Here is a 13,592-nt window from a genome sequence, read left to right as displayed (position 1 = left end):
GATGGAGACCGATGAGCGGATTCAGCGTCTGTATATGGCAAGCATCCACGCCGCGAATCACTTCACCCAATAGTAAGTGAATGCCACCGCGAACACTAGGCTGCATGTGCGATCGATGAGTCCGCCGTGACCCGGAAAAATCCATCCAGAGTCCTTGACTCCCGCGGAGCGCTTGAGTGCGGAGCCTGCGAGGTCGCCGACCTGTGCCAGGATAGAAACGCCCGCCGCCAGGCATGCGGTTCCGATGACGCTCCACGACGGTTCGAGCGCCAGCCGCAAGAGCAGACCCGCGACGACAGTTGCTAGGAATCCACCGACCGCGCCTTCGATCGTTTTGTTGGGGCTGACGCGCGGCGCGAGCTTGGTGCGGCCCAGCGATCTTCCGGCGAAATATGCTCCACTGTCGCTGACCACACACAGCAACAGGACCAGGAGCGTCGAGTCGGCGCCGTCGATCCGATTCCGCAGCATCGCGAAGTAAGGGTAAAGGACGCCGACGTACGGCGCGCCGATTGCGGTGAGCGCGCCGGGCTCGGCGACGATTGGCGAATCGACGCTGGTCGCGACGCGAACGATCAGGATCAGCATCAGGACGAAGACCACGGCCGGCACCCACAGCCCGGGATCGCCGCCGACCGAGAACGCGAACATCGGGATGAAGCCCAGGAAGAACAGGATCGCGAGGCCGCGAAACTTCGTCGCATGCGTCATCGCGCCGACTTCGTAGAGCCCGATTAAGCCGAGCACGAAAATGAACACGCTGAAGACGCGATCCGGCGCCAGCTCGATCATCCCGAGCACGACGGGCAGCGCGATCGCCGCGGTCAGGATTCTAGTTTTGAGCACGCAGGCGCTGGTCAGGCGTGCCCGCGATAGTGCCGTAGCGGCGCTCGCGAAGCTGGTAGGCGGCAAGAGCGGCAAGCAGCTCGCGCTCGCGAAAATCCGGCCACAGCGTGTCGGTGAAGTAGAGTTCCGTGTACGCGAGCTGAAAGAGAAAGCAGTTCGAGATACGAATCTCGCCGGAAGTGCGAATCCAGAGATCAGGGTCGGGAATATCAGCGGTGTCGAGCGACGCGGCGAACATCTGCTCGTCGATTTTCGCCGGATCGATCTCGCCCGCAGCCGCAGCCTTCGCAAGGCGCTGCGCCGCCGCGACGATATCCTGCCGGCCGCCATACGAAAGCGCGATCGCGAGCGTCATCGAACGGTTCTCGCGCGTCGTTTCGATCGTGAGGTTGAGCGCATCGCGCACGCGCGGCGGCAGGCGGTTGGTATCGCCCACGGCCACGACGCGGATATCGCGCTTCATCAGGCGCTTGGTCTCAGTGAGCAAGTAGCGATGCAGGAGGCTCATCAAGAAGCTGACTTCGGTGCTCGGCCGATGCCAGTTCTCCGTCGTGAACGCGAACAAGGTGAGATACGGGATGCCGAGCTCACGTGCCGCTTCGACGACGGCGCGCACCGAATCCTTGCCGCGGCGATGGCCCTCGTGACGCGAGAGTCCACGCCGTCTGGCCCATCTGCCGTTGCCGTCCATCACGATCGCCACGTGACGTGGCAAACGCGACGGCTCAAGCGACAGGTTGGGAAATTCCTCTAAGGGTAGTGAAATTGCCACTGGCGGCTCGAAGGTTACGGCGCTCTTCAGGTCGATGGAAGGGCCGTGCTCAGACCTCCATGATTTCGGCCTCTTTGGCCGCGAGCACCTTGTCGAGCCGTTCGATAAACTCAGTGGTCAACTGCTGCACCTTGGCTTCGGCCGTGCGCAGCTCATCGTCGGTGACCTGCTTTTCCTTGTTCATTTCCTTGAGCAGATCGTTGGCGTCGCGGCGATGGTTGCGGATACCGACGCGGAATTCCTCGGCGTCTTTGCGAATCTTCTTGACCAGATCCTTGCGCCGCTCCTCGGTCAACTCGGGGATCGGGATGCGGATCAGCTTGCCATCGTTCATCGGCGTGAGCCCGAGGTCGGAGGTCTGGATCGCCTTTTCGATATCGTGCATCGCCGCCTTGTCGTAAGGCGTGATCACGAGCAGGCGCGGCTCGGGCGCTGCCAGTCCAGCCAGCGAGCGCAGGGGCGTCTTGGCGCCGTAGTAATCGACGTGAAGGTTCTCGATGAGCGCGGTCGAGGCGCGTCCGGTGCGCACTCGCGTGAGCTCATGGCGGAACGCCTCGAGCGTCTTGTCCATCTCTCTCTTTGCGTCTTCGATTATTTCTCCGGTCATGGCTGTGGGCCGCTCTCCACCCAGGTTCCGATCGTCTCGCCCATCACGGCCTTTCTTATATTACCCGGTTTGAGCAAATTGAAAACGACGATCGGCATCTTGTTGTCCATGCACATCGCGATCGCAGTCGAGTCCATTACTTTGAGATTTCGTTTGAGCACGTCGAGATAGGTAAGGCGATCGAACCTGACAGCGTTCGAATCCTGCATCGGATCGCGATCGTAAACGCCGTCGACATGATGGCTCGCCTTGAGGATCACTTCGGCGCCCAGTTCCATCGCGCGCAGGCTCGCCGCGGTATCGGTCGTGAAATACGGATTGCCGGTGCCGGCCGCGCAAATCACGACACGTCCCTTTTCCATGTGGCGCAACGCGCGGCGACGAATGTAGGGCTCGCAGACGGCCTGGATTTCAATGGCCGAAAGCACTCGCGTCGGCACGCCGACCTGTTCGAGCGCGTTTTGCATCGCGAGCGAGTTGATCACGATCGCGAGCATTCCCATTTGATCTGCGGTCGAGCGATCCATGCCGCGCGCCTCGTACGCGCTGCCGCGGATGAAATTGCCGGCGCCGATAACCAGCGCCATCTGCACCCCGAGGTCAGCGACATCGCGGATTTCGCTGGCGATACGTGCGAGCACGTCGAGATCGATACCGCTGCCGTCTTTGGGCGAGAATGCTTCGCCGGAGAGCTTGAGCAGAATACGACTGAAGCGCGGCTTTCCATTCGGGGCGCCATCAACATCAGCCATAATTTCTAAACCCCCTCACCCGGGTCGCGGGATCGGTTGCTACTACTGAGCAGGCTTCGCCTCGATCGATTCGCCGAGCTGGAAGCGCGTGAAGCGCCGCACTTCGACCTTCTCGCCCATCTTGGCCGAGGCCTCGACGACGAGTTCGTTGATCGTCTTGTTGGGATCGCGCACCCAGGCCTGCTCGAGCAGGCATACGTCCTTGAAAAACTTTTCGACCTTGCCGTCCACGATCTTCGAGACGACCGCGGCGGGCTTGCCCTCTGCCTGCGAGGCGTAGATCTGCCGCTCCTGCTCGATCAATTCGGGAGCGAGCTCTTCGCGCCGCACGACGCGCGGATTGGCCGCGGCCACCTGCATCGCAAGATCCTTCACCAGGCGCTGGAAATCCTCGGTACGCGCGACGAAGTCACTCTCGCAGTTGATCTCGATGAGCACGCCGAGCTTGCCGCCGGCATGAATATACGCGCCGACCGCGCCCTCGCTCGCAGTCCGTCCCGCGCGCTTGGCTGCCGCAGCGACACCTTTTTCTCGCAGCCATACCACGGCCTTCTCGAGATCGCCGTTGGTCTCAGCGAGCGCCTTCTTGCAGTCCATCACGCCTGCGCCGGTTTTTTCGCGCAGGTCCCTGACCAGTTTCGCGTCGATTTCGTTAGCCATGAATCTACCGTGGTTCCAATTAGTATCGTTTGAGACCCTTGGTTACTGCAAGCGGGGACGACGAGCGATGAGCCCGAGCATCCCCGCTGCGAGGTTTTCGATGTCCTGGGTGCGCTAGACCGCGCTGGGAGAATCAGGTGATGCGCCACCGTCGCCGTTGGAGCTAGACGCGATATCCTGGTCACCCTTCTGTCGTTCCTCCGCGATCTGCCGCCCCTCGAGGACCGCGTCGGCGACCGCAGCCGTGAACAGCTTGATCGCACGAATCGCGTCGTCGTTGCCGGGGATTCGATAGGCAATCAAATCGGGATCGCAGTTGGTATCGACCACGGCCGCGACCGGAAGTCCGAGCCGGTTGGCTTCGGCGACCGCGATATATTCTTTCTTGGTATCGATGATCCACAGCGCGTCGGGCAGCTTGCGCATGTTCTTGATGCCGGCCAGCGTGTTCATGAGCTTTTCGTGCTCGCGCGAATTGTCGCTCATCTCTTTCTTGGTGAGCGCCTGGACCATCTCAGGATCGGCCATAATCTCTTCAAGCTTCTTCAGGCGATCGATCGACTGGCGGATGGTCTGGAAGTTGGTCAGCATGCCGCCCAGCCATCGGTTGTTCACGTAGAACATCCCGCAGCGCTCGGCTTCTTCGCGCACGATATCCTGCGCCTGCTTCTTGGTGCCGACGAACAGAATAGTGCCGCCCTTGGCCGCAAGATCGCGCGCGAAATCGAAGGTCGCGCGGAACATCTTGACCGTTTGCTGCAGGTCGATGATGTAGATGCCGTTGCGGGCGCCGAAGATGTATGGCTTCATCTTCGGGTTCCAGCGGCTGGTCTGATGGCCGAAGTGAACGCCGGCCTCCAGAAGCTGCTTCATGCTGATTTCAGTCATAGAATTTTGTCCTTGCCTTCTAGCCCTTCGCGGGCAATCCGTCCTTTCTATCAGGGCTCGCAGCGCGATTGAAGCACCGCGGCTTAGCCGTTCATCGATTCGAGGAACTCCTCGTTGGTCTTGGTCCCCTGCATCTTGTCGATGAGGAACTCCATCGCTTCGACCGCGTTGAGCTGCGAGAGCAGCTTGCGCAGGATCCATACGCGATTGAGGGTCGTGCGCGGCAACAGCAGCTCTTCCTTACGTGTCGTCGAGCGCAGGATATCGATCGTCGGAAAGATACGCTTTTCGAGCAGCCGCCGGTCGAGCGCGGTCTGCTGATTGCCGGTGCCCTTGAACTCTTCGAAAATGACCTCGTCCATGCGGCTGCCGGTATCGACCAGCGCCGTCGCGATAATTGTCAAACTGCCGCCGTCCTCGGTATTTCGCGCGGCGCCGAAGAACTTCTTCGGCTTGTGCAGCGCGTTGGAATCGACACCGCCCGAGAGAATCTTGCCCGAGGGCGGCACGACGGTGTTGTAGGCGCGCGCCAGGCGCGTGATCGAATCGAGCAGGATTACGACATCGCGGCCGTGCTCGACGAGCCGGCGCGCCTTCTCGATGACCATCTCGGCGACCTGCACGTGACGCGTCGCAGGCTCGTCGAAGGTTGAGCTAACGACCTCGCCCTGCACTGAGCGCAGCATGTCGGTGACTTCTTCGGGCCGCTCATCGACGAGCAGCACGATCAGGATGATCTCAGGATGGTTATGCGCGATCGCCTTGGCGATCGCCTGCAGCATCATGGTCTTGCCGGTAAACGGCGCCGCGACGATAAGTCCGCGCTGGCCTTTGCCGATGGGCGCGACCAGGTCGATGATGCGCGTGGTCAGATCTTCGTGATCGTACTCGAGCTTGATGCGCTCGGACGGGTAGAGTGGCGTGAGGTTATCGAACAGGATCTTGTCGCGGGCGCGCTCGGGCTCTTCGTAGTTGATCGATTCAACCTTGAGCAGCGCGAAATAGCGCTCGCCTTCTTTGGGCGGACGGATAAGACCGCTGACGACATCGCCGGTGCGCAGGTTGAACTTCCGAATCTGGCTCGGCGAGATGTAAATGTCGTCGGGGCCGGGCAGATAGTTGTAATCGGGAGCGCGCAGGAAGCCGAAGCCGTCGGGCAGGATTTCAAGCACGCCTTCGCCGAGGATCGAGCCGTTGCGGGCGGCCTGCGCCTGCAGGATCGAGAAGATCATCTCCTGCTTGCGCATGTTGGTGGCGCCCTCGACGTTGAAGTCGCGCGCCGTGCTGGCCAGGTCGCCAATCTTGGCGCGCTTGAGCGCCTTCAGATTGAGAACACCTTCTTCGCTGATTACAGCGGGCGGGGGAGCGAGCGTCGGATTGAACTGGCTGCGCTCGCGCGGCTCGGGCGCCGGCGAGGCCTCATCGATCGCGACGTTGTCGATCGGCTCGCGTGGCTCACGCGGCGGTGCCTCTCGGATCTCGTGTTGTTTTGCTACCCCTCTGCCTCTAGCCATATGCCTTCCCCGCAACCTGAAATCTCACTTTTTGAATTGCTGCGGCTCGAACTTCTGTCCGCAGGCTAAAAACGCTTTTTGCAGCCGAGCGACCGGCCGGAGGGACGTTCCGGTTAGTTTTCTGATGCCCAAGCGGTCGGGATTCGGAACAAATGACGCCTTGAGTTCGGAATTTTGGACCGCTTCGAGATGGGCTGTTGGCCCTTCGTCTCCACGTCCGCGTGCGGAAGCTCGAATAAAACGCTATCCAAGCGATGATAGGAAGTCAACGGGCTTCTCTAAATCGCGGCCATCCAGCCGCGCGCCGTGCCGATATCGGTATGCAATCCACGTGCGCCGAGAAATTGCGCGAAGTCGTCCGGAAGCGGTGCGATATATTCCATGCGTGCCCCGGTCCGCGGATGGTCAAACTCGAGCGCCAACGCATGCAGCGCCTGCCGCGCGAACTCGGCACGCGTGTCGTGCGTGCGGCCGCCATAGAGTGGATCGCCGAGACATGGATGCCCGATCGACGCGAGATGCACGCGAATCTGATGCATCCTGCCAGTCTCGGGACGCACTCGCACCAGGCTCGCGCCGAGACCATCGCGAGGCGGCGCGGGGAATCGCGCAACCACGAGGATGTGGCTGACCGCATCGCGCGGCGCATTCGAGCTGACCGACATCCGCTTGCGCTCCACAGGATGGCGTCCGATCGGACATTCAATCGTGATTCGATCGCGCGCGACGACGCCGCGAACGATCGCGAAGTAGGTCTTCTTAACCGTGCGATCCTTGAATTGCCGCGAGAGCGCCGTCTTGGCGAACGGCGTCCGCGCCACCACCATCACGCCCGAGGTATCCTTATCCAGCCGATGCACAATTCCCGGCCGCAGCACGCCGTCCGGCTCAGCCATCGTCGCGATATCGGGAAACCTCGCCAGCAGCGCATCGACGAGCGTGCCGTCATGATGCCCCGGCGCAGGATGCACCGTCATCCCGGCAGGCTTATTCACGACAATCACTTCCTCATCGGAAAAAAGAACATCGATTGGCGGCGCATCGGTAGGAATGGCCGCCGCAGTGCCGCGCGGCGGCGGATTGATCTCGATTCGCGCTCCCGCCCGCACCGCGCTCGAAGCTCGCGGCGCCGCGCCATTGACGATCACGAGCCCCGCCTTGATCATCCGCGCCGCCTGCGATCGCGAATACTCAGGCGCGAGCCGCGCCGAAATGAAAACATCCAACCGCATCCCATCCTGCTCGGCAGGCACAACGATTGTGATCGGCAGCTCCAATGACGTTTTTAAATTCTCTTTTCTTATCCCTCTCCTTATTTTCCGAATCCCTCTCCTGTAAGGAGAGGTGACCAGACAGTAAGGAGAGGAGACAATTGCATCACTGCGGGGCGGGATTCGCGGTCGGCGGCGCGGCAGTCACTCCCGGCGGCGCGCCTGGATCGGGGCAGGCCTCCGTTTGCGACGATGCGACCAGCACGCCATACGAGGTCTTGCGGCATCCCGTCGTCGTGTCCTCGGGATGTGAATAGAACCAGCACGCCGACATCGTCGTGGCGATAATCGCGAGCGTCGCGATCTTCACGATACGCATATCGCTACACCGCCTTGTACGGCACCGGATGCTTACCCTCGTAAGCCGCGATCTCCTTCTCATGCACGAGAGTCAGCGCGATATCGTCGAGGCCTTCGAGCATGCACTTCTTCAGAAACGGGTCGATCTCGAAATGCGCCGCCCATCCGAAGTCGTCCGACACTTTCTGATTCACGAGATCGATGGTGAGTCGATATGACTCGTAGTCGCCTGCCGCCTTCATCAGGTGATCGACTTCCTCGGGCTTGAGCTTGATCGGCAGCAGACCGTTCTTGAAGCAGTTGTTGTGAAAGATATCGGCGAACGACGGCGCGATCACTGCCTTGATGCCGAAATCGCCGAGCGCCCACACCGCATGCTCGCGCGAGCTGCCGCTTCCGAAGTTCTGCCGCGCGACGAGCACACCCGCATCGCGATAGCGCGCGCGATTCAGCACGAAGTCCTTGTTCTCGGAGCCGTCGGGATTCAGCCGCCAATCGAAGAAGAGCCCCTTCTTGAGCCCGCTGCGCACGACAGCCTTGAGAAACTGCTTCGGAATAATCTGATCGGTATCGACGTTGGCGCGATCGAGTGGCGCAACCTGTGCGGTAAAATTCTTGAATGGATTCATCTAGTTTCTCCTAACCTTTCGCGCCTCGCTTCGCGTCACTCTCCTTCTGCCTCCGGTCCCCCTCTCCTTATCCTAATCCTAGGAGAGGGCCAGGGAGAGGTCCAACGTTCGAAGTCCAACGCCCGCAACGACTCTTACGATCTCCAGGCATCCGTCACCTGCCGCGCGCATCGCGCACGGCACCCTCTCCCTGGTCAGGGAGAGGGATTTCAATGCCACTCGCGCACGTCGACGAAGTGCCCGGCGATCGCCGCCGCCGCCGCCATCTCGGGGCTCACGAGATGGGTACGGCCGCCCTTGCCTTGGCGGCCCTCGAAGTTGCGATTCGACGTGCTGGCGCATCGCTCGCCCGGCTTCAGGATGTCGGGGTTCATGCCGAGGCACATCGAGCATCCCGGCTCGCGCCAATCGAATCCCGCCTCGCGGAAAACCTTGTCGAGGCCCAGCTTCTCCGCCTCGCGCTTCACCAGCACTGAGCCCGGCACGACCATCGCGTTGACGCTGCTCGCGACGTGGCGGCCCTTGACGATCCTGGCCGCGGCCTCGAGATCGGCAACGCGCGAGTTGGTGCACGATCCGATAAACACGCGATCGATCTTGATGTCCTCGATCTTGGTGCCGGCCTCGAGCCCCATGTATTCGAGCGCGTTGGCCGCCGCCTTACGATCGGCCTCGTCGCCGAATGCGCCGGGATTCGGCACGCTCCCCGTGACTTCCGTGACCATCCCAGGCGTGGTGCCCCAGGTGACCTGCGGTGCGAGCGCGGCCGCATCGATCGTGATCGTGCGATCGAACTTCGCGCCCTCGTCGGTGCGGAATGTGAGCCACTTCTTCGCCAGATCGTCGAAAGCCTTGCCGCTCGGCAGATAGCGCCGGCCGCGCAGAAAATCGACCGTCTTGCTGTCGGCGGCGACCATGCCCGCGCGCGCGCCGGCTTCGATCGACATGTTGCAGACCGTCATTCGCTCTTCCATCGAGAGCGCTTCGATCGCTGGGCCGCGATATTCGACGACATAGCCGGTCGCGCCGTCGGTGCGAATCTTGCCGATGATCCCCAGGATGATGTCCTTCGCCGTGACGCCTTTGCTGCGCGTGCCTTCGACGCGAATCTCGAAGGTTTTCGGCCGCGCCTGCCACAGGCACTGCGTCGCGAGCACGTGCTCGACTTCGCTGGTGCCGATTCCGAAGGCGAGCGCGCCGAACGCGCCATGCGTCGCGGTATGGCTGTCGCCGCACACGATCGTCATCCCGGGCTGCGTGAGTCCGAGCTCGGGACCGATGACGTGCACGATTCCGTTGCCCTCGGCGCCGAGATCGAAGAGCGGGATTCCGAACTCGCGCGCGTTACGCCGCATCATTTCAACCTGCAGCGCGGAGTCGGCGTCGGCGATCGGCTTCATCTGATCGACGGTCGGGATATTGTGATCGAGCGTCGAGTAAGTGCGGCTCGGCACACGAATCTTGCGGCCGGTGTTGCGCAGGCTCTCGAACGCCTGCGGCGAAGTGACCTCGTGCACCAGGTGAAGGTCGATATAGAGGAGCGCGGGCTGGCCCGGATTCTCCATGACCACGTGCTCGTTCCAGATTTTCTCGAAAAGCGTCTGCGGCGCCATCGCGTGAGATACCTCAGTCGTCGGAAGATCGTCGGAAGGACTAATTATGCGACATCGTGGGGATCGATCAAACCGCGGAATCGGAAAAGAAAAGGATCATCACCAAGGCACAAAGGCATAAAGCGAAGCGGCGAAGGGCGCCGCTTCGAGAAAGTATTCTTAGTGCCTTCGTGCCTTTGTGGTGATTTCTGACTGCTGCGCTATTATTCGAGACCGTGGATGTGGAGGTGATGTGATGGCAGCGAATGAGATTCCCCGGGACCTCGACGATTCAGTGGCATCAGGCGATCTCACAACTAACGTCGAGCGATGCGACGCATGCAACGCCCCGATGAAGCCGATGGGCCACTGCAAGTACTGGTGCCTGAGATGCGGCTTTCTGAGAACGTGCAACGACGTGATTTGAAGGAAGTAAACGACGCCGCTGATGCGTTGCGAAGAGTTGTGGACGCGGTTCGTATGTCAGCGAACGGCGCTACTGTTAGTAGTAAATGGGGAGGATCAGAGAATGCGTCGCCGGAGCAAAATTGCGATCATCGCATTGGTGATGGTCGTTGGTACCTTCTCGGCGCTGACGCCCTCAGCTAGCGCCAATGACGTGAACGATCTGGCGTGGCGGTCGATGTCCTCCACTGAAGATTCTGGTTTCCTCGAACGGGTTCAAGATTGCTGCAATTGCGCGCCGACTGATTCCGATATGCAGTGCTTTGCCGAATGCAATGCGATGCTGCCGCGATGCCGTCCGCCCGCACCCCGTGCGGCGAGCCCGCGCGCCGCGGGAGTTGCGTGCAGATACGCGCTTACCAGCTATTGCTGCGCAGGTTCGCCGCATATCTATTATTCGCGCCTTGCAACTCCCCTGTGTCCCGGCGCCCGCTGCACCGTAACGGCGTGGATTTATGGAAAGAATCATTTCCTGGCCGGATTCGCATGCACCCAGAGCTATCTCCCCCGCGGGTCGAACCCGAATTAGTCAAGTTATCGCAAGAACGTCCGTTGCAAAGCGCTCGGAATGACCGTGTTTGTAGTTGCCCAGCCGATATGACTCGGGACCGCGGGCTCTACTTAATCCGATGCGTCGGTGCGATGCGGTCGGCGCGTGCTAAGCCGCGGCTGATTGCTTCGTCGCCAAATTTTTTCATTACCGAATCGAGCGCGCGGTTTAACCGCTGGTGCTTCGTGTCCGACTCGACGCGTTTTTCGAACAGGCCCAGCTGGCCTGCAGCAGAGCGTTCCAGATTATGCACCTGCACGCCGGCGAGACGCGCGCGTTCTTTCACCTTCACGCGCGATAGCAGAAACGTCGCGACGCGCGTGATCTCCGGGCCGTCGTCGGTCGGCGCGTCGAGCGTAAAGCTGCGGGTAACGAGCGGAAATCGGCCGCCGCCGAGCGGGCGCGCGAGCTTCAACTTGAGCGTCACCGTTCGCGCGCGAACTTCGTCGGCACGCAGCCGCCGCGCGATCGCGTCGCCATGCGCAATCAGCACGCGCTTCAGCTCGTCGGAGTCGAGCGCATAGTCGCGCTCGAAGGTGTTTTCCTCGCCGTAGGATTTGCGCTGCCAGTCCGCGACGACGGTGCGCGAATCGTGTGCGTTGGCGAGGCCATGAAGATGCGGTCCGAGCGAGCCGAAGAGGCTGCGCAGTTCGCCGACATCGCGATGCGCGAGATCGCCAACCGTGCGGATATCGTGACGGTTCAGCCGCTCCAGCGTCACGCGTCCCACGCCCCACAGCCGCTCAACAGGTAGCGGCCACAGGAACTCCGTCAGATGGTCCGGGCCCAATATCAGCAAGCCGTCGGGCTTCGACATGTCGCTCAGAATCTTCGCGACCATCTTGGTGCAGGAGACGCCGACCGACACGACGAGCCCAGTCGCATCGAGCACGCGGCGCCTCAATTCCGATGCGACGTGCTGCGCCGTTCCTAGCAGGCGCTCGGTGCCGGTGAGATCGATAAAGGCCTCGTCGAGCGAGAGCGGTTCGACAACCGGGCTGAAGCTTTCGAAGATGTGTTTAATTTGGTGCGACAGCTCGACGTAGCGATGCATCCGGCCCGGCAGGAAAATTCCGTCGGGGCAAAGTTTATGCGCCTGCGCCGCCGGCATCGCAGAGCGCACGCCGAACTTGCGCGCCTCGTACGAGGCTGAAGTGACGACGCCGCGCGCGCTGCGCCCGCCGACGATGACCGGCAGTCCCTTGAGACTCGGATTATCCAGAATCTCGACCGACGCGTAGAAGGCGTCCATGTCGGCGTGCGCAATCACGCGCGGCCACGGCGCGTTCATGCGACTTGCGCGGGCGCCAGATGCGCCAGGATTTTTTCCGCGGCTTGCTCGCCGCTGCGGATACAATCCGGAATTCCGACGCCGCGATAGGCTGCGCCTGCGAGCGCAAAAGCCGGAACGCCCTCTGCGAGGCGCTCGATCTCGGCGACGCGCGCCAGATGACCGACGACATATTGCGGCATCGCGAGCGGCCATCGGCGGACAGATGCAAATTGCGGCTCCGCCTCGACCTTGAGCAGCGCGCGGAACTCGTCGCGCGCCGCTGCGATCATTTCATCATCGGAGAGCCGCATCATGTCGGTCTGCAAAACCCCGCCGATAAACGCGCGCGCGCTGATGAACCCCTCGGGCGCGCGATTTTCGTACTTCAGATTCGAGAAGCTGCCCGCGATTATCCGCCGATGCTCGGCAATCGGTACGACGAAGCCAAAGCTTCGCGGATGTGTAGGAAAATTCGTCTCACGGTAGACGAGGTTGACGACTGCTGCCGACGCATAGCTGATTTCGCCGAGCACCCGCGCGAGTGGCTCTAGCGAAGCCGATAGAATCGGCGAAGCCGCGTGGGCTGGCACCGTGCAGATCACAGCGTCGGCATCTTCGGAAGTTCCATCGATGAAAGTCACGCGCCAGAAGTCGCCCTCGCGAGCGATCGAACGCACTTCGGTACCAGTGCGGATACATCCGCCGAGCTTTGCCGCGAGTGTCTCGGGCAGGATACCGACGCCGCTGCGAAAACTCAGAAACAGGTTCCAGCGCGCGCCGCTCGTGCCCTTCGACATCGAGGTGCGCGCCCGTTCTGCCGCACGCAGGCCCTTGTAAACGCTGCCGTAGCGCCGCTCCATTTCGATAAAGCGCGGCATCGTCGCGCTGAGGCTGAGCTGCTCGGGATCGGCGGTGTAGATTCCGCCTGCGAGCGCCTGCGCGACGCGATCGAGCACTTCGTTGCCGAGCCTGCGCCGCACAAACGACGCCAGCGATTCTTCGCCATCGGCGCGGCGCGCGGGAATCAAAGGCTCGAGCGCGATACGCATCTTGCCCAGCGGCGAGAAGAGCTCGCTGCGCAGGACGGGGCCGAGCCGTGTCGGCGCCATCAGCGAGAATCCTTCCGGGATCTCGACCAATCGCCCATTGCGGACGATCAATGTGCGGCGAAACTCCTCGCGCGTCGGGATTAACTCGGAGTCAATTCCAAGGCGCTGCGCCAGCGCGCGCGCTTCGGGCTTCTCGGAGAGAAACGAGTCGGCGCCGGTTTCGATTACAAAGCCATCGCGGCGAATCGATTCAAGCGGTCCACCGACACGCTGCGAGCGCTCCACCAGCGTCACTTCGAGCGGCACCTCGCGCGCCGCGGCCAGCTCGCGCAGGCGATATCCGGCGGCAAGGCCCGTGATGCCTGCGCCGATTACCGCGACGCGTCGTGCTTTGATCGGTGAACTCGTGGCCGCCGCCTCCATT

14 protein-coding genes are annotated in these 13,592 nt (G+C 61.8%); 1 reads left to right on the top strand and 13 read right to left on the bottom strand.

Features of this window, described 5'->3' with window-relative positions; genetic code table 11:
• Positions 1 to 57 precede the first annotated feature (57 nt).
• The 11 genes from VMA09_02110 to leuC form a co-directional block, all read right to left on the bottom strand.
• Complete coding sequence (locus VMA09_02110) at positions 58 to 846, bottom strand: phosphatidate cytidylyltransferase (protein ID HUA32372.1); 789 nt, start codon at positions 844 to 846, stop codon at positions 58 to 60.
• Positions 833 to 1,618, bottom strand: a complete 786-nt coding sequence (locus tag VMA09_02105; protein HUA32371.1) for an isoprenyl transferase — start codon at positions 1,616 to 1,618, stop codon at positions 833 to 835. The genes VMA09_02110 and VMA09_02105 overlap by 14 nt, the downstream gene beginning before the upstream one ends.
• 49 nt (positions 1,619 to 1,667) lie before the next feature.
• Positions 1,668 to 2,225: a ribosome recycling factor gene (frr, locus tag VMA09_02100; GenBank protein HUA32370.1), complete on the bottom strand. Its 558-nt coding sequence runs from the start codon at positions 2,223 to 2,225 to the stop codon at positions 1,668 to 1,670.
• Positions 2,222 to 2,977: a UMP kinase gene (pyrH, locus tag VMA09_02095; protein ID HUA32369.1), complete on the bottom strand. Its 756-nt coding sequence runs from the start codon at positions 2,975 to 2,977 to the stop codon at positions 2,222 to 2,224. The genes frr and pyrH overlap by 4 nt, the downstream gene beginning before the upstream one ends.
• Positions 2,978 to 3,019: 42 nt before the next feature.
• The gene (gene tsf / locus VMA09_02090; GenBank protein HUA32368.1) at positions 3,020 to 3,637 is read right to left on the bottom strand and encodes a translation elongation factor Ts; all 618 of its coding nucleotides are present in this window, start codon (positions 3,635 to 3,637) and stop codon (positions 3,020 to 3,022) included.
• A 114-nt stretch (positions 3,638 to 3,751) separates the two neighbouring features.
• Positions 3,752 to 4,525, bottom strand: a complete 774-nt coding sequence (rpsB, locus tag VMA09_02085) for a 30S ribosomal protein S2 (GenBank protein ID HUA32367.1) — start codon at positions 4,523 to 4,525, stop codon at positions 3,752 to 3,754.
• A gap of 83 nt (positions 4,526 to 4,608) precedes the next feature.
• Positions 4,609 to 6,039, bottom strand: a complete 1,431-nt coding sequence (rho, locus tag VMA09_02080; protein HUA32366.1) for a transcription termination factor Rho — start codon at positions 6,037 to 6,039, stop codon at positions 4,609 to 4,611.
• A 278-nt stretch (positions 6,040 to 6,317) separates the two neighbouring features.
• Positions 6,318 to 7,316, bottom strand: a complete 999-nt coding sequence (locus VMA09_02075; GenBank protein HUA32365.1) for an RluA family pseudouridine synthase — start codon at positions 7,314 to 7,316, stop codon at positions 6,318 to 6,320.
• 100 nt (positions 7,317 to 7,416) lie between these two features.
• Entirely contained in the window at positions 7,417 to 7,629 is a 213-nt protein-coding gene (locus VMA09_02070) for a hypothetical protein (protein HUA32364.1), read from the bottom strand.
• 4 nt (positions 7,630 to 7,633) lie between these two features.
• Positions 7,634 to 8,239, bottom strand: a complete 606-nt coding sequence (leuD, locus tag VMA09_02065) for a 3-isopropylmalate dehydratase small subunit (GenBank protein HUA32363.1) — start codon at positions 8,237 to 8,239, stop codon at positions 7,634 to 7,636.
• 209 nt (positions 8,240 to 8,448) lie between these two features.
• Positions 8,449 to 9,852: a 3-isopropylmalate dehydratase large subunit gene (leuC, locus tag VMA09_02060; protein HUA32362.1), complete on the bottom strand. Its 1,404-nt coding sequence runs from the start codon at positions 9,850 to 9,852 to the stop codon at positions 8,449 to 8,451.
• A gap of 235 nt (positions 9,853 to 10,087) precedes the next feature.
• Here leuC and VMA09_02055 point away from each other — a divergent pair, with 235 nt between their 5' ends.
• Positions 10,088 to 10,258 (top strand): hypothetical protein, encoded by a 171-nt coding sequence (locus VMA09_02055; protein HUA32361.1) that lies wholly within the window; start codon positions 10,088 to 10,090, stop codon positions 10,256 to 10,258.
• Positions 10,259 to 10,913: 655 nt separating this feature from the next.
• Here VMA09_02055 and dinB read toward each other — a convergent pair.
• Positions 10,914 to 12,137, bottom strand: coding sequence for a DNA polymerase IV (gene dinB / locus VMA09_02050; protein ID HUA32360.1), 1,224 nt, complete (start codon positions 12,135 to 12,137; stop codon positions 10,914 to 10,916).
• The gene (hemG, locus tag VMA09_02045) at positions 12,134 to 13,591 is read right to left on the bottom strand and encodes a protoporphyrinogen oxidase (protein HUA32359.1); all 1,458 of its coding nucleotides are present in this window, start codon (positions 13,589 to 13,591) and stop codon (positions 12,134 to 12,136) included. The genes dinB and hemG overlap by 4 nt, the downstream gene beginning before the upstream one ends.
• Position 13,592 lies beyond the last annotated feature (1 nt).

This window comes from Candidatus Binataceae bacterium (assembly GCA_035508495.1).
Lineage (GTDB): Bacteria > Desulfobacterota > Binatia > Binatales > Binataceae > JASHPB01.
Note: the sequence above shows the minus strand (reverse complement) of the source record. Positions and strands in the feature narration are given on the sequence as shown.